Origin of the sequence: Rhizobium sp. YS-1r (genome assembly GCF_000757525.1) — a bacterium.
GTDB classification, from domain to species: domain Bacteria; phylum Pseudomonadota; class Alphaproteobacteria; order Rhizobiales; family Rhizobiaceae; genus Neorhizobium; species Neorhizobium petrolearium.
Genome location: NZ_JPYQ01000002.1, coordinates 47,626 through 68,197 on the forward strand (window position 1 = coordinate 47,626; position 20,572 = coordinate 68,197).

General features: G+C 60.4%; 23 protein-coding genes. 12 read left to right on the forward strand and 11 right to left on the reverse strand.

Annotated features, from left to right (window positions below; all coding sequences use genetic code 11):
• Nucleotides 1-24: 24 nt before the first annotated feature.
• Entirely contained in the window at nucleotides 25-363 is a 339-nt protein-coding gene (locus tag JL39_RS03290) for a PilZ domain-containing protein (RefSeq protein WP_037146252.1), read from the reverse strand.
• A 92-nt stretch (nucleotides 364-455) separates the two neighbouring features.
• Nucleotides 456-917, reverse strand: coding sequence for an Lrp/AsnC family transcriptional regulator (locus JL39_RS03295; RefSeq protein ID WP_037146253.1), 462 nt, complete (start codon nucleotides 915-917; stop codon nucleotides 456-458).
• Nucleotides 918-1,072: 155 nt separating this feature from the next.
• Here JL39_RS03295 and ald point away from each other — a divergent pair, with 155 nt between their 5' ends.
• A complete protein-coding gene (gene ald, locus JL39_RS03300; RefSeq protein WP_037146255.1) occupies nucleotides 1,073-2,191 on the forward strand; it encodes an alanine dehydrogenase in 1,119 nt (372 codons plus the stop codon).
• Between the two features lie 206 nt (nucleotides 2,192-2,397).
• On the forward strand, nucleotides 2,398-3,078 hold the full coding sequence (locus JL39_RS03305) for a PadR family transcriptional regulator (RefSeq protein WP_052182634.1): 681 nt from the start codon (nucleotides 2,398-2,400) through the stop codon (nucleotides 3,076-3,078).
• A gap of 82 nt (nucleotides 3,079-3,160) precedes the next feature.
• Here JL39_RS03305 and JL39_RS03310 read toward each other — a convergent pair whose 3' ends face one another.
• The 6 genes from JL39_RS03310 to JL39_RS03335 form a co-directional block, all read right to left on the reverse strand.
• Nucleotides 3,161-3,574: a nuclear transport factor 2 family protein gene (locus tag JL39_RS03310; protein ID WP_037146257.1), complete on the reverse strand. Its 414-nt coding sequence runs from the start codon at nucleotides 3,572-3,574 to the stop codon at nucleotides 3,161-3,163.
• 14 nt (nucleotides 3,575-3,588) lie between these two features.
• Nucleotides 3,589-4,092 carry a DUF1203 domain-containing protein gene (locus JL39_RS03315; RefSeq protein WP_037146259.1) on the reverse strand — a complete coding sequence of 168 codons (504 nt, stop codon included), beginning with the start codon at nucleotides 4,090-4,092 and terminating at the stop codon, nucleotides 3,589-3,591.
• 76 nt (nucleotides 4,093-4,168) lie between these two features.
• Nucleotides 4,169-4,738, reverse strand: a complete 570-nt coding sequence (locus JL39_RS03320; protein ID WP_037146261.1) for a GNAT family N-acetyltransferase — start codon at nucleotides 4,736-4,738, stop codon at nucleotides 4,169-4,171.
• Between the two features lie 5 nt (nucleotides 4,739-4,743).
• Nucleotides 4,744-5,610, reverse strand: a complete 867-nt coding sequence (sseA, locus tag JL39_RS03325; protein WP_037146263.1) for a 3-mercaptopyruvate sulfurtransferase — start codon at nucleotides 5,608-5,610, stop codon at nucleotides 4,744-4,746.
• Nucleotides 5,611-5,637: 27 nt separating this feature from the next.
• A complete protein-coding gene (locus JL39_RS03330; protein WP_037146265.1) occupies nucleotides 5,638-6,375 on the reverse strand; it encodes an alanyl-tRNA editing protein in 738 nt (245 codons plus the stop codon).
• Between the two features lie 21 nt (nucleotides 6,376-6,396).
• Complete coding sequence (locus JL39_RS03335; protein WP_037146267.1) at nucleotides 6,397-7,434, reverse strand: cysteine synthase A; 1,038 nt, start codon at nucleotides 7,432-7,434, stop codon at nucleotides 6,397-6,399.
• A gap of 339 nt (nucleotides 7,435-7,773) precedes the next feature.
• On the opposite strand from JL39_RS03335, the gene JL39_RS32745 reads away from it, so the two are divergent.
• Nucleotides 7,774-8,418, forward strand: coding sequence for a cupin domain-containing protein (locus JL39_RS32745; RefSeq protein ID WP_037146269.1), 645 nt, complete (start codon nucleotides 7,774-7,776; stop codon nucleotides 8,416-8,418).
• Nucleotides 8,419-8,471: 53 nt separating this feature from the next.
• Here JL39_RS32745 and JL39_RS03345 read toward each other — a convergent pair whose 3' ends face one another.
• From JL39_RS03345 to JL39_RS03355, 3 genes are all read right to left on the reverse strand, one after another.
• Nucleotides 8,472-8,711, reverse strand: coding sequence for a DUF982 domain-containing protein (locus tag JL39_RS03345; RefSeq protein ID WP_037146272.1), 240 nt, complete (start codon nucleotides 8,709-8,711; stop codon nucleotides 8,472-8,474).
• Nucleotides 8,712-8,811: 100 nt separating this feature from the next.
• Nucleotides 8,812-9,816, reverse strand: a complete 1,005-nt coding sequence (locus JL39_RS03350) for an inorganic phosphate transporter (protein ID WP_037146274.1) — start codon at nucleotides 9,814-9,816, stop codon at nucleotides 8,812-8,814.
• On the reverse strand, nucleotides 9,816-10,457 hold the full coding sequence (locus tag JL39_RS03355) for a DUF47 domain-containing protein (protein WP_037146276.1): 642 nt from the start codon (nucleotides 10,455-10,457) through the stop codon (nucleotides 9,816-9,818). The genes JL39_RS03350 and JL39_RS03355 overlap by 1 nt, the downstream gene beginning before the upstream one ends.
• A gap of 226 nt (nucleotides 10,458-10,683) precedes the next feature.
• Here JL39_RS03355 and JL39_RS03360 point away from each other — a divergent pair, with 226 nt between their 5' ends.
• From JL39_RS03360 to JL39_RS03390, 9 genes are all read left to right on the forward strand, one after another.
• Nucleotides 10,684-11,325 (forward strand): alpha/beta family hydrolase, encoded by a 642-nt coding sequence (locus JL39_RS03360; protein ID WP_037146278.1) that lies wholly within the window; start codon nucleotides 10,684-10,686, stop codon nucleotides 11,323-11,325.
• A 218-nt stretch (nucleotides 11,326-11,543) separates the two neighbouring features.
• Nucleotides 11,544-11,633, forward strand: a complete 90-nt coding sequence (gene kdpF, locus JL39_RS30775) for a K(+)-transporting ATPase subunit F (protein WP_081952684.1) — start codon at nucleotides 11,544-11,546, stop codon at nucleotides 11,631-11,633.
• 46 nt (nucleotides 11,634-11,679) lie between these two features.
• Entirely contained in the window at nucleotides 11,680-11,847 is a 168-nt protein-coding gene (locus JL39_RS31895) for a hypothetical protein (protein WP_161784733.1), read from the forward strand.
• A gap of 43 nt (nucleotides 11,848-11,890) precedes the next feature.
• A complete protein-coding gene (gene kdpB / locus JL39_RS03365) occupies nucleotides 11,891-13,951 on the forward strand; it encodes a potassium-transporting ATPase subunit KdpB (protein WP_037146280.1) in 2,061 nt (686 codons plus the stop codon).
• Nucleotides 13,952-14,075: 124 nt separating this feature from the next.
• On the forward strand, nucleotides 14,076-15,758 hold the full coding sequence (gene kdpA / locus JL39_RS03370) for a potassium-transporting ATPase subunit KdpA (RefSeq protein ID WP_200883909.1): 1,683 nt from the start codon (nucleotides 14,076-14,078) through the stop codon (nucleotides 15,756-15,758).
• A gap of 19 nt (nucleotides 15,759-15,777) precedes the next feature.
• On the forward strand, nucleotides 15,778-16,344 hold the full coding sequence (locus JL39_RS03375; protein WP_037146282.1) for a potassium-transporting ATPase subunit C: 567 nt from the start codon (nucleotides 15,778-15,780) through the stop codon (nucleotides 16,342-16,344).
• Between the two features lie 686 nt (nucleotides 16,345-17,030).
• Nucleotides 17,031-18,512 (forward strand): lipopolysaccharide biosynthesis protein, encoded by a 1,482-nt coding sequence (locus JL39_RS03380; RefSeq protein ID WP_037146283.1) that lies wholly within the window; start codon nucleotides 17,031-17,033, stop codon nucleotides 18,510-18,512.
• Between the two features lie 41 nt (nucleotides 18,513-18,553).
• Nucleotides 18,554-19,552, forward strand: a complete 999-nt coding sequence (locus JL39_RS03385; protein WP_037146285.1) for a polysaccharide pyruvyl transferase family protein — start codon at nucleotides 18,554-18,556, stop codon at nucleotides 19,550-19,552.
• 31 nt (nucleotides 19,553-19,583) lie between these two features.
• Nucleotides 19,584-20,393, forward strand: coding sequence for a hypothetical protein (locus JL39_RS03390; RefSeq protein WP_037146288.1), 810 nt, complete (start codon nucleotides 19,584-19,586; stop codon nucleotides 20,391-20,393).
• The last annotated feature ends 179 nt before the right edge of the window (nucleotides 20,394-20,572 follow it).

The window sequence follows — 20,572 nt, forward strand, 5'->3', positions numbered from 1 at the left end:
GGCGAACGCGCCGACCATGCGATGTCACCGGGCGATGACTGGTCTGATTTCCTTGTGGAAGAAGCGGAAATAGGAGGAGACCTGGGCCGCTGCATTCGAGTTCGGCCGGAACTGGATGCCGAGACGGCCGCGGTGGCACCATTTCACCGTGCCTTCCAGAATGCCGAGTTCTTCGCTTTCGATCTTGACCGGGCTACCGTTGGCAGCGTGAAACGGTCCGCCGAGGTCGAGCGCCATGCCGGTGGCGGAAAGATCGACGACGCGCCCCTTTGCCTGCTGATGATAATATTTGACCGTGCCATAGATGCGCGTCTTCTGGCGGGCTGCGCTGCGGGTCTTCATCCCGATGGTCTTGCTGAGCATGACATCCCTCAATTGCCGTTCTCAGGCAAACTCCATATCAGGGACAGGTTGAGGCGCGTTTAGAGTGATCCGTAAAAGTCGAGCGATTCCGGTCACAGTCCCACATTGGGACGGTCGATGACCTCGCGCAGCGCGAAGCTCGAATTGATCTTCACCACGTGGGGCAGGGCCGATAGCCAGTCGCGGTGGATACGCTCGTAATCCTCAAGATCCTTGGCCGCGACGCGCAGGATATAGTCGTATTCGCCCGACATCAGGTAGCAGACGAGCACGTTGGGGCAGAGCTTCACCGCCGCCTCGAATTCGGCGAGCGTCTTGGCGAACTGGCCCGACAGCGAAATATGCACGATCACCATCATCTTGTAGTCGAGCGCCTTGTTGGAAAGGCGTGCGTGATAGCCGCTGATCGTGCCGTTCTTTTCAAGGATATCGAGCCGTCGCGAGCAGGCGGAAGGCGACAGGCCGACACGCTGGGCCAGGTCCGCATTGGAGATGCGGCCATTGTCCTGAAGCGTTCGCATGATCGCAAGATCGATGGTATCCAGGTTTCCCATTCGAATATTCTTCGAAAATCTCTTTCAAGACGCAATAATCCGCGAAAAATGGTATTTCCGCAATTCCTCTTCGCAAGGACATTTCACCGATTCTCTGGTTTTCTGGATTTGGGAACGTAAACCGGCGAAAGCCACCAAACTGAGAGGAACGCTGTATGCGTGTCGGGTGCCCGAAGGAAATCAAAAACCATGAATACCGTGTGGGCCTGACGCCCGGCGCGGTGCGTGAATATGTGGCCCATGGCCACGAGGTCCTGATCGAAACCAAGGCGGGCGCCGGAATTGGCGCGGACGATACCGCCTATATCGCCGCCGGCGCCAGGATTGTCGGCACGGCGAAAGAAATCTTCGAAAAATCCGACATGATCGTAAAGGTCAAGGAGCCCCAGCCGACGGAATGGGTGCAACTCCGTGAAGGCCAGATCCTCTACACCTATCTCCATCTCGCTCCCGATCCGGAACAGACCAAGGGCCTCATCACATCCGGCGTGACCGCCGTCGCCTACGAGACGGTGACCGACGAGCGCGGCGGCCTGCCGCTGCTTGCGCCGATGTCGGAAGTCGCCGGGCGCCTGGCGATCCAGGCGGGTGCAACCGCGCTGCAGAAAGCCAATGGCGGCCGCGGCATCCTGCTCGGCGGCGTGCCGGGCGTTCTGCCGGCGAAGGTCGCGGTGATCGGCGGCGGCGTCGTAGGCCTGCATGCGGCCAAGATGGCGGCCGGACTTGGCGCCGATGTCACCATCATCGATCGTTCGCTGCCGCGGCTTCGCCAACTCGACGATATCTTCAACGGCCGCGTCCATACCCGCTATTCGACCATCGACGCGGTGGAAGAGGAAGTCTTCTCGGCCGATCTCGTCATCGGCGCAGTTCTCATTCCAGGCGCCGCCGCACCGAAACTTGTCAGCCGCGAGATGCTCTCCGGCATGAAGCAGGGCGCGGTCATGGTCGACGTCGCGATCGACCAGGGCGGTTGCTTCGAGACCTCGCATGCGACGACCCATTCCGAGCCGACCTACGAGGTCGACGGCATCGTGCACTATTGCGTGGCGAACATGCCGGGCGCCGTGCCGGTCACCTCTGCCCATGCGTTGAACAACGCGACGCTGCAGCATGGCCTGGCACTTGCCGACCGTGGCCTGCGTGCGATTGCCGAGGACAAGCACCTGCGCAACGGCCTCAACGTCCATAAGGGCAGGATAACCAACCGGGCGGTTGCCGAAGCGCTGGGCTACGAGGCCTTTGCGCCGGAAAGCCTGCTGAATGTGGCGTGAGCGGTAGATTTCGATATATCTAAGACATTGTAAATCACCGAGCTGATTGATCGCTGACCCGTAAAAAAAGCGCCGGCAGGCTTCTGTTGGCGCTTTTTCTGCTTTTAAAATCAGCAAGATATAATTTCGATATATCGAAGTTGTTGACGAAATCGACCAATAGACTATCTTTAGATATATCGAAAGATAGTCTGAAGGAGAAAACGATGTTTGGACACAAATTTGATGGACGGAACGGCTGCGGTGAACGCGGCGACCGAAGAGGCTTCGAGGAAATGTTCGCCATGCGCGGTGGCGGGTTCGGTCGCGGATTTGGCGGTCGTGGAGGGCCGGGCGGCGGTCGCGGTTTTGGTGACGAGGGCGACGGCCGCATCGGCCGTTTCCTGATGCAGGGGGATCTGCGTCTCGTTGTGCTGGCCCTGATCGAGAAGGAACCGCGCCACGGCTACGAGATCATCAAGCACATCGAGGACCTGACTTACGGTTTCTACGCGCCGAGCCCGGGCGTCATCTATCCGACGCTCACCTATCTCGAGGAGGCGGGCTACGTGACCGCCGAAGCCGACGGCAACAAGAAGCGTTATGCGATCACCGACGAGGGACGCAAATATCTCGACGAGAACCGCAGCTTTGCCTCGACCATCCTCGATCGTTTGTCGCAGCTCGCCGAACGTATCCGTGAAAAGCAGGAGCGGTCGCAGCGCCGTGGCGGCGACGGCGGCCCTGTTCTGCCCCGCAGCATCGACGCCGCCATGCTGAACCTGCGCGAGGTGATCGCCCGCAAGCTCGAAACGGACGAGAAGAAGGCCGGAGAGATCGTCAAGCTGCTGCTTGATATCGCGGAAGACCTGCACGGTCCTGAAGACCGGAACCAAAACGACGCGTGATCCTCCCGTCGGAGCGCTTTCCCATACCGGCAATACAGCACGAAGACAGGCCGCCCGAGCAGCCGCGCTCGGGCGGCTCTTTTCATGCGATGATGTCGAGCAGTTCCTTGGTGTCGTAGTAAAACGGAATTCCCTCGGCAAGACGGCCGTCCTGGAAGCGGAGGAATTCGCAAAATGGCTGTGTAATACTCTTGCCTGTGGAACGGGCCACCATTGTCAGCGTGCAGGAGAGGTGAATGCGGTCCGGCGCTCCCGTGACATGAAGCTCCTTCAAGTCCATATTGCTCCAGACATCGTTCATCCTGTCGAAAAGTCTGGCAATTCCATCGAGGCCGCGCCAGTCGCCGCCGTAGGGCAGCGATGCGGGTTCACGGACAACGACATCATCCGCGAAAGCTTTCGCCAATTGCCGGATGTCTTTTTCATTCGATGTCAGGAAGGCCATTTCGACTGCAAACATCCGGTCGACGATGGCGCGGGCATCGAGACTGGTCATGGTTCCGCTCCCGCTCAGATGGCAATTCCTGTATCCGCAAATGCCGGCGCTTCGACCTTATCGATCCGGCACTGATAGCAATTGTTGCGCGCCGAGCGGACATGCACATAGGCGATGTCCTCGCGGGCGAGCAATTCCTCCGCACGGGAGGCGATCTTATCCGTCGACGTCACCGCACCGCTGCCGTAGACGATGCGGTCGTCATGGCCGTATCCGCGCACGATGTAGTCCGAACTCGACAGCATAGGCGGCAAGACCTCTTCCGCCGCATAGCGCTCGCATGGCTGCTTGTGCAGGAAGATCGGTCCTGTTTCGGCATAGGGCTGCAGTTCGGGAAACGGACGATAGGCGAGGACCAGCAGTTCCTCGCCGGCATCGATGTTTTTCAGGCAATGGCGGCAGGGATATCCAGGGCCATCCGAAACCTTTGTCTCCGGACGGTGACCGTAGGCGTCGGGTCCGCCGTTCCACAGATGAGCTGCATCTTTGGTCGGCATGGCTACGAAGGCGATCGTCATGGCAAAACTCCTCTCTCGGTGTTACCAAGAGATGCCGCCAAGCGGAGCGCAAAACCACCCGTTTCTTGCCGGGGTATCAGGCGTCCAGTGCTTTGAGCAATTCCGCGTCGGTCATCGGCTGGACCAGCGCCTCGTAGGTCGAGACGGGCGAGAAGCCCATCATCTGGTAGAGTTGCAGGGCGCGCGGATGGTCGAGCGTGTTGGTGGTGACAGTGACCTTCCTCGGATTGTCCTGCCAGGCGGCGTAGAGCGCCTGCAGCAGGAACCACTTGCCGATGCCAAGCCCGATCGCCCGCTCGAACAGCCCGAAATAGGAGAGTTCGACGATCTCCTCGTTCTCCTGCCGCAGTTCGAAGAAGCCCGCCGGCGCGCCATCGACGTAGAGCACAGTAACCGAAACGTGCGGATCATGGATCGCTGCGGCAAGCTCCTCGTCGGTCATCCGGAGCCGCTTGTACCAGTGCCAGCGCTTACCCACCTGCCGATAGAGATAGCGGTAGTAGTGGAGTGGAATATTCGGTGCGCGGATGATCGCCGTCTGGATGTTGACCGGCACCGGCAGGCTGGTCTTGGGCGGTGCGGTCATTTCCAGTTGCGTGACATGGGCCTTGAGAGGAGCTTTGAGCGATGCTGACTTCTTCGCCATGGCAATCAGGCAGCTTTGGGTGACGGTGGGCCCGTGACGACCGGCGTATCCTGGCGGCTGCCCCACTCGGTCCAGGAACCGTCGTAGAGCGCATTGTCTTCATGGCCGAGGGATTCGAGCGCCAGCGTGATGATTGCGGCGGTGATGCCGGAGCCGCAGCTCGTCACCACCGGCTGCCCGAAATCGATGCCTGCGTCTTCGATGGCCTGCCTCAATTCCGGCAGCGACCTGAGCTTGCCGTTCACCGAGAACGTGCCGGAGGGAAGGCTGCGGGCGCCGGGCATGTGGCCGGAGCGCATGCCTGCGCGGGGTTCGGGTTCGGCGCCGGAAAAGCGGCCGGCAGAACGCGCATCGGCGATCTGCCGCGAGCTGTCGCCGACTATCTCGAGCATGGTCTGGAAATCGATCACCTTATCGACCCGGAACTCCGGCATGAAGGCAACGGGCGCAGGCGAGGGGACAGCGGTTTCAAGCGGCCGGCCTTCTGCCTTCCAGCCATCCAGGCCGCCGTCGAGCACATAGACGTTCCTTGCGCCCATGATGCGGAACAGCCACCAGCCGCGCGGCGCGGAGAAGATGCCGGGGCCATCGTAGATGACGATGCGGTCGGTCTCCCGAATGCCCATTCTCCCGACCGCTTCCGCGAAGACCTCGGGCGAGGGCACCATATGCGGCAAATCCGTCGAGTGGTCGGCGACCTTGTCATGATCGAAGCGGACGGCGCCGGGGATATGGCCGGCGGCATATTCGGCATCCGCGTCCCGATTCTGAGCGGGCAGATAGAAGGAGGCGTCGACGACCCTCAGGTCCGGACTGCCGAGCGCATTCTGAAGCCACTCGGACGAAACGACGAAACGGCTGGTTTCGCTCATGGGATACCTCCATTTGAATCGAAAGAATCAGGCTTCAGCGCCCGGTGCACCGAACCTTATGCGGAAACGCCGGTTCTCCTTGCCCTTCTTCTCGATCTTGGCGATGTGAATCGCGCCGACCTCCTGCGTTTCGGAGACATGTGTGCCCCCGCAGGGCTGGCTGTCAACGCTGGAATCCGCGCCGATGCAGACAAGGCTGACGCGTCCGAGACCGATCGGCGGGCGGACGTTCTTGGATTTGACGATGCCCGGATTGGCGCTCAACTCCTCGTCGGTGATCCACTGCACGTAAACCGGATGGTTCTGCCCGACGAGTTCCATGAGCTTCGCCGTGACCTCATGCCTGTCGATCGTCTCGCTCATATCGAAATCGACCCGCGACTCCTCTTCCCCGACAGCCGCCCCGGTGATCGGATAGGGGCAGACGACGGACAGCAAATGACAGGCGGTATGCATGCGCATGAGCCGGTAACGGCGCGCCCAGTCGACATGCAGCGTCAGCTTCTCGCCGACGAGCGGCTGGGGTTCGCCTTCGAGCGGCACGTGGATGATGATGTCCTTGGTGGCGCCATGCTTCGTCTGGGTGAGCGCGATCTTCGTGCCGTCGGCCCGCTCCAGGAAACCGGTGTCGCCCGGCTGTCCGCCGGATGTGGCGTAAAAGCAGGTGCGATTGAGCTCGATGCCGCCGTCTTCGTGGATGGTGGTCACCTCCGCTTCGGCTGTCGAAAGATAAAAGTCGTCGCGGTAGAGAGCATCAACGGGCATGTCAGTCTCTTGGTTTAGGGGTCAGGGTGTTTCGAAGGGAACGGGAATGTGACGCTTGCCGGTCAGCCAGGCGGGAATCGGCAGGCCCTTGGATTTCAGGAAGTCGGGATTGAAGAGCTTGGACTGGTAGCGGTTGCCGTAGTCGCAAAGGACCGTCACGATCGTATGGCCGGGGCCGAGATCCCTGGCGAGCCGGATCGCCCCGGCAATGTTGATGCCGGTCGAGCCACCGAGGCAGAGGCCCTCCTTCTCGACGAGGTCGAAGATGATCGGAAGTGCTTCCGAATCCGGAATGCGGTAGGCAAAGTCCGGCGTGAAGCCTTCAAGATTGGCGGTGATGCGGCCCTGGCCGATGCCTTCGGTGATCGAGGAGCCTTCCGATTTCAGTTCGCCATGGGCGTAGTATTCGTAGAGGGCGGCACCGTCCGGATCGGCGAGGCCGATCTTGACGTTCGGGTTCTTCGCCCTCAGTCCCATCGCGACGCCTGCAAGCGTCCCGCCGGAACCGACTGCGCAGATGAAGCCGTCGACCTTGCCTTCGGTCTGGTTCCAGATTTCCGGGGCGGTCGTCTCGGCATGGGCATCGCGGTTGGCGACATTGTCGAACTGGTTCGCCCAGATCGCGCCCGCTGGCTCGGTCCTGGCAAGTTCTTCCGCAAGCCGGCCGGAGACTTTGACGTAATTGTTCGGGTTCCTGTAAGGAACGGCCGGGACCTCGACCAGTTCGGCGCCGAGCAGTTTCAAGGCGTCCTTCTTCTCCTGGCTCTGGGTCTCGGGAATGACGATGACGGTGCGGTAGCCGAGCGCCTTGGCGACCAGCGTCAGCCCGATGCCGGTATTGCCGGCCGTGCCCTCGACGATGACGCCGCCAGGCCTGAGCTGGCCCTTCTTCTCCGCATCGCGAATGATGTAGAGCGCGGCCCTGTCCTTGACCGACTGTCCGGGATTCAGGAACTCCGCCTTGCCGAGGATTTCACAGTCGGTCGCTTCCGAAGCACCGTTGAGCCGGATAAGGGGGGTGTTGCCGATCACGCTGAGGACGGAGGGATGATAGGTCATCGCGATACCTTGTCGTTCCTTAGAGATTTAAGCCCGGTCTTTTCGGCGCACAAGCACCGCAGGGCAAGAAATTCTGTTCCCGGAAGGAGCCTGCTTCGACAAAATCCATCTTTCCACCGGCAGTTCGCCGAAACGATGTAGGAACGGGAAAGGTATTTTAGGTTTAGCTTTTGTAATGAGGCGCAGGCGCTGAGATCTCGCTCGTTATTATCTTGGAAATAGTAATATCAACTTCCTGTTACGCCTGTCCCGAATGCTGTTGAAGCGAATATTGATCCGTGCCATTCGTGATTTTATCGTGCGGTGTTTAAATACCGCGCGCGAAACTGGCCAACGGACATGCTGCAGAACCTTCATAGGTTGGATCTTCTGATCGCGCATTACGTTGCCGGTTCCTTTCCGGAGCCGGTGCATGTCCTTGTGGGATCATATCTGGAAATGCAGGCGCCGGCCGCGCGGTTCGCCCAGACTCTGGAGGAGCTGGCCGGCACGACCCTGCGCGAGAGCGAGCCGCTTGCGGTGGCGTCGCGCGACCGTCGGCTGCGGGAGATTTTCGCCTCCGCTCCGCTGCCGCCCGAGCTTGAACCAAAGCCCTCCCACGGGGCATCATTTCCCGCGTCGCTGCTGGCCTATGCCGGGATCGACCTCTCCGGTATTCCATGGAAAACCAGACTGCCCGGATTTCGCCGGCATGTCATAGAAAGGTCCAGGGAGGTCGAGGCGAGCCTGTTGTGGGTGCGGCCGGGCCGGGCACTTCCCCGTCATGGTCATCGGGGTCTGGAATTGACTTTGGTTCTGGAAGGTGAATTTCACGATCATCGCGGCAATTTCGGGCGGGGGGACATCTCGATCGCCGATGAAACGCTCGACCACCGGCCGGTTGCGGGAGAGCAGGGGCCGTGCATTTGCTTTACTGTCCTGTTCGCCCCGATCGTGCTCTCCGGTTCTCCATGGAGGCTCGCGGCTGACATCCTCGGCATCTGAACGGATAAGAAAAGGCCGGCGATGAGCCGGCCCAGGTTTAACCGTTCGCGTCTTCAGTTCAGATGCAGCTGAGCTTCGCTTACAGCCTGCTCGAACTGCTGGCGCGCCTCCTCCGGCGACCTGCGCCCGTCGAGGGCCGCGCGGCAAACGCTGCGTGCCTTGACGAACTGCGGTCCACGCATGTCCGGCCAGCGATCGGTCAGGAGGGCCAGCGCCTCGAACGGGCTATGGACGTCCTCCGTGCCGAGATGGCCGAATGCGACGCGAACAGGTTTCTGCCAGCTGGTTTGCATCTTTTCCTCCTCCCAGGATACCAACCGTGTCAAACGGTGAAGACGGCAAATGGTTCCCATCCGATGAAAAGAATTTGGCTGATAGCACGCCGCAGCCGTCTCATTGGAAAAGACCGGCAATCCAGTAGAACAGTGCGGAGACGAGCGCCGCTGCCGGCAGCGTGACAAACCAGGCGAAGACGATATTGCCGGCAATACCCCAGCGAACGGCCGAAAGGCGTCTGGCGGAGCCGACCCCGATGATCGCGCCGGTGATCGTGTGTGTCGTCGAAACCGGAATGCCGAGCCAGGTCGCGCCGAAAAGCGTCAACGCGCCGCCGGTTTCAGCGCAGAAGCCCTGCATCGGATTGAGCCTGGTGATCTTCGATCCCATGGTGTGGACGATACGCCAGCCGCCGAACAGCGTGCCGAGCGCCATGGCAGCCTGGCAGCTGATGACCACCCAGAAGGGCACATGAAACTCGCCGCCGAGATATCCCTGCGAATAGAGGAGCACCGCGATGATGCCCATGGTCTTCTGTGCGTCGTTGCCGCCGTGGCCGAGCGAATAGAGCGAGGCGGAAACGAATTGCAGCATACGGAAGGTGCTGTCGACTGCAAACGGCGTCTGGCGCACGAAGAGCCAGGAGACGATCAGCACCAGGACGAGCGCCAGGAAAAAGCCGATCGCGGGCGACATGAAGATCGCGCCAATCGTCTTGGTGAGCCCGCTCCAGACGATCGAACTGAGGCCAACCTTGGCGAGACCGGCGCCGACAAGCCCGCCGATCAGTGCATGCGACGAACTGGACGGGATGCCGAAGGCCCAGGTGACGATGTTCCAGATGATCGCGCCCATCAGCGCGGCGAATATCACCTGCGGCGAAACGATCTGCGGGTCGATGATGCCGGTGCCGAGCGTTTCCGCCACATGCAGGCCGAAGAACAGGAAGGCGATGAAATTGAAGAAGGCCGCCCAGAAGACCGCATATTGCGGCCTCAGCACGCGGGTGGAGACGATGGTTGCGATGGAGTTGGCCGCATCATGGAGCCCGTTCAGGAAGTCGAAGAAAAGCGCGACACCGACGAGGCCTGCAAGAAGAGGAAAGGCGAGGGCGGCATCCATCAGATATTCTCGATCACGATGCCGCTGATCTCGTTGGCGACATCTTCGAACCGATCGAGCACCTTTTCGAGTTCACCGTAGATTTCGCTGCCGATGATGAAGCCCATGGCATTGCCGGCCCCATGACGACGGAAGAGATCCCTGAGGCCCTGGTCGTGCAGGTCGTCCGACCGGCCTTCGACACGGGTGATTTCCTCGGCGATCGCGCCGAGCCGCGGCGCATTGGCACCGATCCTCTTGAGCAGCGGCACCCCTTCGGCGATCAGATGTGAAGCCTTGACGATTTCGCCGCCCATCTGCTGCATCAACGGATCGAAACTCGTCTGCTCGAAGAGCCGGATCGTCTTGACCGTCTTGTGCATCATGTCGATCGCGTCGTCCATCGACTGGATCAGGTCCTTGATGTCGCCGCGATCGAAGGGTGTGATGAAACTGCGGCGCACGGCCTGCAGCACCTCCCGGGTGATGTCGTCGGCTTCCTCCTCCAGCGCTACGATGCGCGCGCAGTTGCCTTCGATATCGTTGCCGGTGAGCAGGGCGTTCAGGGATTCCGCCGCACCGACCACGGTGTGTGAATGCTGCTCGAAAAGATCGAAGAAGGCATCCTCACGGGGAAGCAGTTTTCTGAAAAGGCCGAGCATCCAAGGTTCCTTGCGTATTTCTGGCTGTCATAAATGTGTCATAAATCGTGGACGGCGAGACTGGAAACCGCGAGAAAGGATTTTCTGTGGAAGAAAAGTTCGGTTTCGTAAGTCGGCTAATTATTTGCTTTGGCGATGGAATCGGTGAAGGCTGCGTTGGACTTGCCTTTGCGCGCCGGCCGCAGCTATGGCCGGCTGTTCGTCGCCGGCAAATTGAGGGAGCAGGATGTTGAACCGATTTCTGATTGAGGGGCCGGGGGATGCGCGCTTCACCATCCTTCTCGCGCACGGCGCCGGCGCGCCGATGGATTCGGCGTCGATGACGGCTGCCGCAAAAGCGCTGTCGGAGAAGGGGTTTCGCGTGGCGCGCTTCGAATTCGGCTATATGGCGTCACGCCGTATATCGGGTGAATGCAAGCCGCCACCCAGGGCAGAGACCCTCAACCCGGAATACAGGGCTGCCGTCGCCGAGCTCGGCACCAAGGGCGCACTGATCATCGGCGGCAAATCCATGGGCGGACGGGTGGCGAGCATGATTGCCGACGAGCTTCATGCGGAAGGGAAGATCGCCGGTCTTCTCTGCCTCGGTTACCCGTTTCACCCTCCGGCCAAACCGGAGCAGCTTCGCACGCAGCATCTTAAAGCGCTGAATACCCCGGCGCTGATCTGCCAGGGAACCCGTGACGAATTCGGCACGCGGGAAGAGGTCTCGGGTTACGAGCTCTCCGACAGGATCGAGATCCTCTGGCTGGAAGACGGTGATCATGATTTGAAGCCGCGCAAGAAGATTTCCGGCTTCTCCGTCGCCGAACACCTGGCGACCATGGCGGAAGCGGTACGTGCCTGGGCTGACGGGCTGACGTCCTGAGCGGAAGCCCCCACATCCCCGAGAGGAGATGCGTGGCGCCGCATCTCGCCGCGGTATCCGTGAAACTCCTATAGGATTCCTATTTCTCTCCTCGCGGGTTCCTCTCGAACCTTTATGCAACTCGGAGCCATATTTCTTCCAGTTTCGAGGCTGGACGCCCCGTGTTCGCGTCCGGGCCTGGCGAATCTCGACAACACGAGAATGCGAGGAAGACCCAAATGGTGTTCGATTATGGCCTCAGCGCCGCAGTGCTTATCTTCGTCAGTGCTTATCTGATCTATGCCCTGCTTCGACCGGAGCGCTTTTGATCGGCGGGCGGCAGGCAATGCCGGTGGCGTCGGGCGCGTACGGGATATGAACGGCTGGCTCCGCATCCTGCGCAGATGTGTCGGTCCCCACCTCGGCACTCCGAAGGCCGGGACGCATCTTCGCGCCTCGGACGTCATACTCGGCATGACGCTTCTGCTGCTGGCCGCCGTGCTGCTTGTCTCGCTTCTTTCCCATTTCTTCGCATCCGCTTGAGCGGTGCGGAACGCGCAATCAGAATATCAAGCTGGAGCCTCTTATGAGCCAGGACAGATCAGCGAGCATCATGGATGCCCGCATCCTCGTTCCCGCGATCGGGAACGCCTTCAAGAAACTCAATCCCCGTTCTCTGGTCAAGAACCCGGTCATGTTCGTCGTTGCCGCGGTTTCGGTGCTGACGACAGTCCTGTTCGTCAAGGATGCGGCGACGGGAGCAGGCAATCTCGGTTTTTCCTTCCAGATCATCCTCTGGCTCTGGTTCACGATCCTGTTCGCGAATTTCGCGGAAGCCGTTGCGGAAGGCCGCGGCAAGGCACAGGCCGACTCGCTTCGGCGCTCGCGCACCGAGACGCAGGCCAAGCTGCTTGCGAACGGCAGCCGTGAGAATTTCAAGCTGGTGCCGGGAACGAGCCTCAAGATTGGCGACGTGGTGCTTGTCGAGGCCGGCGACATCATTCCCTCCGACGGTGAGGTGATCGAAGGCATCGCCTCGGTCAACGAGGCGGCCATTACCGGCGAATCTGCGCCCGTCATCCGGGAATCGGGCGGCGACCGCTCCGCCGTAACCGGCGGCACGCAGGTCCTGTCCGACTGGATCAGGGTGCGCATTACCGCTGCTGCCGGCTCGACCTTTCTGGATCGGATGATCTCGCTGGTCGAGGGCGCAGAGCGGCAGAAGACGCCGAACGAGATCGCCCTCAATATCCTGCTGGCCGGCCTGACGTTGATCTTCGTGCTTGCAACCGCGTCGATCCCGAGCTTTGCCGCCTATGCCGGCGGCTTCATCCCGGTGATCGTCCTTGTCGCGCTGTTCGTGACGCTGATCCCGACCACGATCGGCGCTCTTCTGTCTGCCATCGGCATCGCCGGCATGGACCGGCTGGTGCGCTTCAACGTGCTCGCCATGTCCGGCCGCGCCGTCGAGGCAGCCGGCGATGTCGATACGCTGCTGCTCGACAAGACCGGCACGATTACGCTCGGCAACCGGCAGGCCACGGAATTCCGTCCGGTGAAAGGCGTGACCGAGCAGGAGCTCGCGGATGCGGCGCAACTCGCCTCGCTGGCGGATGAGACGCCGGAAGGCCGATCCATCGTCGTTCTCGCCAAGGAAAAATACGGCATCCGTGCCCGTGACATGCAAAGCCTGCACGCCACCTTTGTCCCGTTCACGGCGCAGAGCCGCATGAGCGGGATCGATTCGGAGGGTTCGTCCATCCGCAAGGGTGCGGTCGACGCCGTGCTGAGATATCTCGACCAGATCAGCGCCAAGGGCGCCGGCAGCGAAGCCACACGCGAAATCCAGGCGATCGCGGATGATATCGCGAAGGCCGGCGGCACGCCGCTCGCGGTCGTGCGCGATGGTCGCCTGCTCGGCGTCATCCACCTCAAGGATATCGTCAAGGGCGGCATCCGCGAGCGTTTCGCCGAATTGCGCCGCATGGGCATTCGCACCGTGATGATCACCGGCGACAACCCCATGACGGCTGCCGCGATTGCCGCCGAGGCGGGCGTCGACGACTTTCTTGCCCAGGCAACGCCTGAGGACAAGCTGAAGCTGATCCGCGAGGAACAGGCCAAGGGCAAGCTCGTCGCCATGTGCGGCGACGGCACCAACGACGCACCGGCACTCGCCCAGTCTGATGTCGGCGTAGCGATGAATACCGGCACGGTCGCCGCACGCGAGGCCGGCAACATGGTCGACCTCGATTCCGACCCGACGAAGCTCATCGAGATCGTCGAGATCGGCAAGCAGCTGCTGATGACGCGAGGCGCCTTGACCACCTTCTCGATCGCCAACGACGTGGCCAAATATTTCGCGATCATTCCCGCGATGTTCGTCGGGCTCTATCCGCAGCTTAGCGCGCTTAACATCATGGGGCTTGCGACGCCGGAGAGCGCCATTCTCTCCGCCATCATCTTCAATGCGCTGATCATCATCGTGCTCATACCGCTGGCCCTTAAAGGCGTGAAATACAAGGCGATCGGCGCAGGGCCGCTCTTGAGGCGCAATCTGCTCATCTACGGGCTTGGCGGGCTCGTCGTACCCTTTGTCGGGATCAAGGTGATCGACCTGGTCGTGACCGCCCTCCATCTCGCCTGATCGAAGGAACATTCGACATGACTATCCTCTATCTCCTCCTCGGCGTGGCGATCTTCTGGCTTCTGCTGGCCATGACCTCTGCCGCCGACCGGGTTTGATTTCCAACGATGCCGGAGAAATTTCCATGTTAATTCAACCCATCCTGTTCGTCGTCCTCATCGTTGGAGGCACCGCGCTCATCTCCTGGCCGCTTGGCCGTTACATGACCTGGGCCATGGACCCGGAAGGTGCCGCATCGGGACGTCCCAACGCTTTCACGCGCCTCTTCCGGTCGATCGGCGGTTCGGTTTCGGCAAGGCCGCAGGACTGGAAGCACTACATGGTGTCCATCCTCGCTTTCAACGTCGTGATGTTCGTCGTCACCTTCTCAATCCTGGCCCTGCAGCAATATCTGCCGCTTAACCCGGACGGAAAGGAGGCGCTCGAGGGCAGCCTGATCTTCAACACGGCAGCCTCGTTCACCTCGAACACCAACCTGCAGCACTATTCCGGTGAAGTCTCGCTCAGCTACCTTTCGCAATTGGCCGGATTGATGTGGCTCCAGTTCGTGTCGGCGGCGACCGGTATCGCGGCGCTTGCCGCCTTGGCGCGCGGCCTTGCCGGACGCAAGCTCGGCAATTTCTTTGTCGACGTGCAGCGCGCATCGTTTCTCGTACTCCTGCCGGTCGCCTTTATTGTCGCCATCCTGCTTGTGGTCGGCGGCATGCCGATGACGTTTAACGGTGCCGCAGTCGCCACGACACTCGAAGGCGTGCAGCAGACGATTGCCCGCGGTCCGGTGGCGGCTTTCGTGTCGATCAAACAGCTCGGCACGAATGGCGGTGGTTTCTTCGGCCCCAACAGCGCGCATCCGCTCGAGAACCCGAGCTTCTGGACCAATGTCGTGGAAACGGTATCGATCATCCTCGTTCCGATGGCCTGCGTCTGGATGTTTGGCCGGATCGTTGGCCGCATGCGCCATGCCACGGTGATATTCGGCGTCATGCTGGCGCTGGTGCTGCTGCGCGTTGCCGGCGGCATCTGGTTCGAATCCGCTCCGACCCAGGCGTTCGCGGACCTCCCGATCGAGCAGACGACAGGCAATCTGGAAGGCAAGGAACTGCGCTTCGGTGCATCGGCTGGTCCGCTCTGGTCCGTGCTGACGACCTCCACCAGCAACGGTTCGGTCAATGCGATGCACGATAGCTTGAACCCCCTCGCGGGTATGATGCCGATGATCGGCATGTGGTTGAACGAAGACTTCGGCGGCGTCGGTGTCGGCATGATCAACATGTTCCTTTATATCGTCGTCGGCGTCTTCATCGCCGGCATGATGATCGGCCGCACGCCCGAATATCTGGGCTGGCGCGTTGAGGCCCGCGAAGTCAAATTCGCCATTCTCGCTCTTCTGGCGCACGGGCTCTTCATCCTCGGCGGCACGGCGGTCTTTGCGGCGACGCCGTGGGGCGCGGACGTGCTCAACAATGTCGGCCCGCACGGCTTCAGCGAGATCCTGTATGAGTTCTCCTCCGCGTCGGCCAACAACGGCTCCGGCTTTGAAGGACTGGGTGACAACACCGTGCCCTGGAACGTGGCGACAGGCATCGTGATGCTGCTCGCGCGCTTCATTCCGATCATTCTGCCGCTCGCGATCGTCGGCTCGCTTTCCGCAAAGCGCAGAAGTGCGGAGTCGAGCGGCACGCTCAGTGTCGAGGGCGGCACTTTCGCAACCATGCTGGCGGCGACCATCCTCGTCGTGGGTGCCCTGACCTTCTTCCCCGCGGCAACCCTCGGCCCGATCGCCGAACACTTCATCTATATGAACTGATCAATCCGGAGACAGAACCATGGAAGCCCTTTTAGCAAGCGTCCGGATCACAGTAGCCACGATGGCGATCTGCGTCGCCGGATACGCCACGGCCGTCTGGGCCGTCGGTCAGGCGATCACACCGGCGACGGCGGGCGGATCGCTGATTACCCGTCCGGACGGAACCATCATCGGAAGCCGCCTTATCGCGCAGCCATTCAGCCAGCCGAAGTATTTCTGGCCACGGCCGTCGGCCGTCGACTACAATGCCGCGGGCGCCGGCGGCAGCAACAAGTCGCCGACGAGCCCCGATCTCACGGATCGCGCCCGCGAGATCGTCGCAGCCTATGGTGCAACCCCCGAAAATCCCCTGCCGGCGGAGCTTGCTGCTGCGTCCGGTGCGGGACTCGATCCGCATATTTCCGAACGGGCCGCACTTTACCAGGCAGCTCGCATTGCCGAGGCGCGCCGCCTGGCCGAGCCGGAAGTCGAGGCGCTGATCCACCGGATGGCTTTCGCGCCCGGCGGTTTTCTGACGGCGGATCGCCTTGTCAACGTGCTGGAACTGAACCTCGCGCTCGACGGCATGGGAACGCCGCAGCAATAGAAGCTGAAGCCAGGGCGGCGCTGCCGCCGCCAGATCAAGATGATTTTAGGCCTGATCGGCCTAAAATCTGATTCCTGATGTCGGTCGGCTTCATCGATTGCGATGAGCGGCGGCCGGCCCATCTTTCCGACCTGCACCCACAAGGCGGCGCATCGCAATTTTTCTTCCTGATCCGAAATTCGATCATCTCCGGTCGGATAACAGCGTTCCCTTGCCGGAGACATTCAACGACGACTATTCCAATCATGCGGCAGTCCCGGAACTCCAGGACGGCGACAGCGTCATGAGCGTCCCTTGCCTCAATCCTACCCAGAGCCCGCCCGTTGCGGCTTCGCAAGCGTGATTTCAAACCGCCCCGACAGCGATCTGCATTAGTCGATTGGGCTCCACAAAACCAACATCATTTCCGCCCAAAGAGTGATCGGGGCCTCTAGCCTTGGCTTTTGGCCCCTCTATATCACCCGTCGGCCCGAGACGATCGTCTCGCTTAATCATAAGGTTGGACCAATCCAACAGGGAGAAATGACAGACAGGGCTCAATGATTACCGTGCCCAACAGATAGCCCGTGTCTTCTGGATGCGGTTCACAGGGAGGAGGCAAAGGGAGCGGAAAACGTGCGCGAAAAAGGGTAGCTGTGGAATGACGATGCTCACATACGCTTGTTACTGCATTGAAGGGGTCGGCCATGAGCATTGCTGACCGGCTGGTGACAGGAAGCCTCTGGGTCACCCTTTCGAGGGTCATCGTCAACGGGCTGTCAACACTCAGCACCATTGTCCTGGCTTGGTATCTCTTGCCTTCGGACTTTGGCGTTGTGGCACTTGCAACGACAATGCTCGTCATCGTGACGACGATCACAGAGCTTTCCCTGAATGAGGCGCTTATCCGTCACGAAGATCCGGGGGAATCCCATTTCAGCGCGGCATGGACGCTGGCTGCGACGCGTGGCCTGATATTGTGCCTTCTCTTCGCAGCGCTCGCCTATCCCGCGTCCCTCATTTATGACGAACCGCGCCTGTTCGGCGTTCTCCTCGCCTTGAGCCTCAGCTTCCTGATAAACGGGCTTGCGAATCCGCGGCGGATCATGCTCCAGCGAGAGCTGATTTTCTGGCAGGAGTTCGTGCTGAACGTTGCCCAGAAAATCGCCGGCTTTGTAGCCACCGTCGCCATCGCGATCATCTACCACAGCTACTGGGCGCTTGTGATCGGCACTTTGGTCATGCAGGCGACGAACGTTCTGGCGTCGTACTTCATTCTGCCGTTTCGCCCGCGCATAACCTTCTCCCATATGCGCGAATTCTTTTCGTTTTCCATCTGGATTACTGCGGGGCAGATCGTCAACACACTCAATTGGCGCTTCGATTACCTTTTGCTGGGGAAGCTGCTGGATGGCGCCGCCCTCGGCTATTATTCGCTCGGCGGCCAGCTTGCGATGACGCCCACGCGTGAAGCAACCGCGCCGCTGACCGCGACGATCTATCCCGCCTTTGCCAATGTCCGCCATGATCCTCACCGCCTGGCGGCGGCCTATCAGCGGACGCAGGCGCTCCTGACGGCCGTCGCATTGCCTGCCGGCATAGGCATGGCAGTCATCGCAGATCCCCTCGTCAGGCTTGTGCTTGGCGAAAGGTGGCTTCCGGTGATCTTCATCATCCAGGCGCTCGCGTCGGTTTACGCGCTGCAGACGTTAGGCTCTCTCAATCAACCCCTTGGCATGGCGCTGGGACATACCCGGACCCTCTTCATCCGCGACACGCAGATGCTCTTTGTGCGGGTTCCGGTGATTACGATCGGCCTGGTGTTCTGGGGACTTCCGGGGCTGATATTCAGTCGCGTGCTCACCGGCCTCTTCAGCGCTTTCGTCAACATGATCATCGTGAAGCGCTTCATCAATGTTTCGGTCACGGCGCAGTTGTGGGCAAATTTCAGGGCGCTCGCCAGTTCGGCCGTCATGGCTGCGGGCGTCTTGCTTGCACATCGCTATATGGGCGTTGAGACCACGCAGATGGCGCTGGTTCTGCAACTCGCGGTCCTCATTTGTCTTGGAGGTGTTCTCTATTGCGGCTCCAGTGTCTTTCTCTGGCTGGTCATGGACCGTCCGAATGGTCCGGAGACCGAAGTCAGGAAGATCGCCTCCAAGGTGCTCTCCAAAGTCAGTCACGCCTGATCTCAGGCTTGTTTTCTCCCAACTTTCGAAAGAGAGGTACGATGTCAGGTGCTCAGCAATCCGAACTCATCACCAGGCTGCAGGACAGAACTCACGATTGTTTGAAAAAGTTCGTCAAGCCTGATGAACCCATAGCGATACTGGATTTTCCCGATATCAAGAATTGCGGGGATTCTGCAATCTGGCTGGGAGAGATGGCTTATTTGCAGCATCGGTATGCAAAGCGGCCCTCCTACGTCTGCACGACCGACGATTTTTCACCCGAAGAACTCAAGAGCGTAGCCCCGAATGGTCCGATCTTCATTCACGGGGGCGGCAATTTCGGCGACGTATGGGTATTCCATCAGGACTTCCGGGAACGCGTGATGGAACTGTTTCCCGACCGGCAGATTGTCCAATTTCCGCAATCGATCCACTACAAGTCTCCCGAACGGCTCGAGCAAAGCAGGCGGGCGATCGGCAAGCACAAGAACTTCGTGCTTCTGGTGCGCGACGAGGAATCGTTTCAGTTCGCCCAGGAAAATTTCGATTGCGAAACCTATCTGTGCCCGGACATGGCCTTCTGCATCGGCGCCGTCCAGCCTGATGCGTCGCAATTCCCGGTCCTTGCGATGCTCCGCCAGGACAAGGAACAGGTCGGTGCGGTCGATTTCTCTGCCTATCCCGACATCCCCAAGGAGGACTGGATTACCGAGGACCCCTCGAAGGTGCGCGTCGCCAAGGCGCTCGGTGCGGCATCCGCGCTGCTACAGCTCAATCCTTCCGAGGTACGGCTGCGCAAACTGGATGCGGCGGCCAACAATCGCTTCCGGCGCGGCATCCGGCAGATTTCCCGTGGCAAGGCGATCGTGACCGACCGACTGCACGTGCATATCTGCTCGCTTCTCATCGGACGCCGTCATGCGGTGCTCGACAACAATTATGGAAAGATTCGCCGCTTCATGAATGCTTTTTCAGGGGGCACGGATCTGTCCTACAAGGCAACGTCGCTCGATGACGGCATCAGATGGGCAAGAGAGCAGGCGGCTGTTGCGGCTTGACCCTGCCCGAAATCAACGACCGGAGGCTGTCATGAGTGTTTTAACGTTCATCATCCCTGTGAGGCATCAGAAAAACGCGCGCGATTGGAGCCTCCTGAAAAGGAATCTCACGCAGACCGTCGCATCCATCGCGAATCAAACCAGCTCTGACTGGCGAGGGATCATCGTTGCCAACGAAGGTGCCGACCTTCCCGTGCTGCCGGATAAATTCTCGGTGACGTGGGTGGACTTTCCGCCGAACGATATCCACGAGCGAGGCGATGCGACCGAGGAGGATTTTCTCGACTCGTTCCGCGCCGACAAGGGGCGTCGCGTCCTCGCGGGCATGCTCGATGCCCGCGACAGCCGCTTCTTCATGATCGTTGATGACGACGATTTTGTCAGCGCCCGCATCGTCGAGTACGTTTCCCGGCACCAGAACGAAAACGGCTGGGCGATCGACAAGGGCTATATCTGGGACGACGGCGGCAGTCTTCTATTATGCCGTGACCAGTTCAACCATTATTGCGGCACGTCGCTGATCATTCGTTCGGATCTGTACGGACTCCCATCGAAGGCGGAAGACGCATCGATCGAATGGATCAAGAATATGCTTGGCAGTCACGTCCGCGTCGTACCGGCTTTGGCCGAACGCGGGACGCCATTGAATTCCCTGCCTTTCCGGGGTGCCGTCTATCGCGTTGCACACAAGGGGTCGCACAGTAAGGCTCCGAGCCTCATCGACATGTATTTCCTGAACAGGAATGCCCTCAGGCGGCCTGTCAGCACGATGAGAAACCTGGCGGGGTTGCGGCTGCTGTCGACTGAACACAAGAAAGAGTTTTTCGGGCTTTCGGGATAGTCGTTCAGTTGCCACCGACGATCCCGATGTAATTCCGGCCCCGCGCCCGAATCATGGAAACGGCGGCCAAAGCTGATTGGCTGCCGCGGAGACGGGCGTGATGTCGGTCATAGAGGCTTGAAACGGCTAGAGCGTCGGGCGATTAATATGCAACGCATCCGGCTTGCCGAAAATAGTTC

Excerpts from the sequence above, each read along its gene's own strand:
- JL39_RS03320 (WP_037146261.1), bottom strand. The coding sequence starts at position 4,738 with ATGGCGAAGAAGTCAGCATCGCTCAAAGCTCCTCTCAAGGCCCATGTC.
- JL39_RS32745 (WP_037146269.1), top strand. The coding sequence starts at position 7,774 with ATGCTGCAGAACCTTCATAGGTTGGATCTTCTGATCGCGCATTACGTT.
- JL39_RS03330 (WP_037146265.1), bottom strand. The coding sequence starts at position 6,375 with ATGCCCGTTGATGCTCTCTACCGCGACGACTTTTATCTTTCGACAGCC.
- JL39_RS03290 (WP_037146252.1), bottom strand. The coding sequence starts at position 363 with ATGCTCAGCAAGACCATCGGGATGAAGACCCGCAGCGCAGCCCGCCAG.
- JL39_RS03305 (WP_052182634.1), top strand. The coding sequence starts at position 2,398 with ATGTTTGGACACAAATTTGATGGACGGAACGGCTGCGGTGAACGCGGC.
- kdpA (WP_200883909.1), top strand. The coding sequence starts at position 14,076 with ATGTTAATTCAACCCATCCTGTTCGTCGTCCTCATCGTTGGAGGCACC.
- sseA (WP_037146263.1), bottom strand. The coding sequence starts at position 5,610 with ATGAGCGAAACCAGCCGTTTCGTCGTTTCGTCCGAGTGGCTTCAGAAT.
- JL39_RS03360 (WP_037146278.1), top strand. The coding sequence starts at position 10,684 with ATGTTGAACCGATTTCTGATTGAGGGGCCGGGGGATGCGCGCTTCACC.
- ald (WP_037146255.1), top strand. The coding sequence starts at position 1,073 with ATGCGTGTCGGGTGCCCGAAGGAAATCAAAAACCATGAATACCGTGTG.
- JL39_RS03310 (WP_037146257.1), bottom strand. The coding sequence starts at position 3,574 with ATGACCAGTCTCGATGCCCGCGCCATCGTCGACCGGATGTTTGCAGTC.
- JL39_RS03380 (WP_037146283.1), top strand. The coding sequence starts at position 17,031 with ATGAGCATTGCTGACCGGCTGGTGACAGGAAGCCTCTGGGTCACCCTT.
- JL39_RS03350 (WP_037146274.1), bottom strand. The coding sequence starts at position 9,816 with ATGGATGCCGCCCTCGCCTTTCCTCTTCTTGCAGGCCTCGTCGGTGTC.
- JL39_RS03355 (WP_037146276.1), bottom strand. The coding sequence starts at position 10,457 with ATGCTCGGCCTTTTCAGAAAACTGCTTCCCCGTGAGGATGCCTTCTTC.
- kdpB (WP_037146280.1), top strand. The coding sequence starts at position 11,891 with ATGAGCCAGGACAGATCAGCGAGCATCATGGATGCCCGCATCCTCGTT.
- JL39_RS03335 (WP_037146267.1), bottom strand. The coding sequence starts at position 7,434 with ATGACCTATCATCCCTCCGTCCTCAGCGTGATCGGCAACACCCCCCTT.
- JL39_RS03390 (WP_037146288.1), top strand. The coding sequence starts at position 19,584 with ATGAGTGTTTTAACGTTCATCATCCCTGTGAGGCATCAGAAAAACGCG.
- JL39_RS03295 (WP_037146253.1), bottom strand. The coding sequence starts at position 917 with ATGGGAAACCTGGATACCATCGATCTTGCGATCATGCGAACGCTTCAG.
- kdpF (WP_081952684.1), top strand. The coding sequence starts at position 11,544 with ATGGTGTTCGATTATGGCCTCAGCGCCGCAGTGCTTATCTTCGTCAGT.
- JL39_RS03385 (WP_037146285.1), top strand. The coding sequence starts at position 18,554 with ATGTCAGGTGCTCAGCAATCCGAACTCATCACCAGGCTGCAGGACAGA.
- JL39_RS03315 (WP_037146259.1), bottom strand. The coding sequence starts at position 4,092 with ATGACGATCGCCTTCGTAGCCATGCCGACCAAAGATGCAGCTCATCTG.
- JL39_RS31895 (WP_161784733.1), top strand. The coding sequence starts at position 11,680 with ATGAACGGCTGGCTCCGCATCCTGCGCAGATGTGTCGGTCCCCACCTC.
- JL39_RS03345 (WP_037146272.1), bottom strand. The coding sequence starts at position 8,711 with ATGCAAACCAGCTGGCAGAAACCTGTTCGCGTCGCATTCGGCCATCTC.
- JL39_RS03375 (WP_037146282.1), top strand. The coding sequence starts at position 15,778 with ATGGAAGCCCTTTTAGCAAGCGTCCGGATCACAGTAGCCACGATGGCG.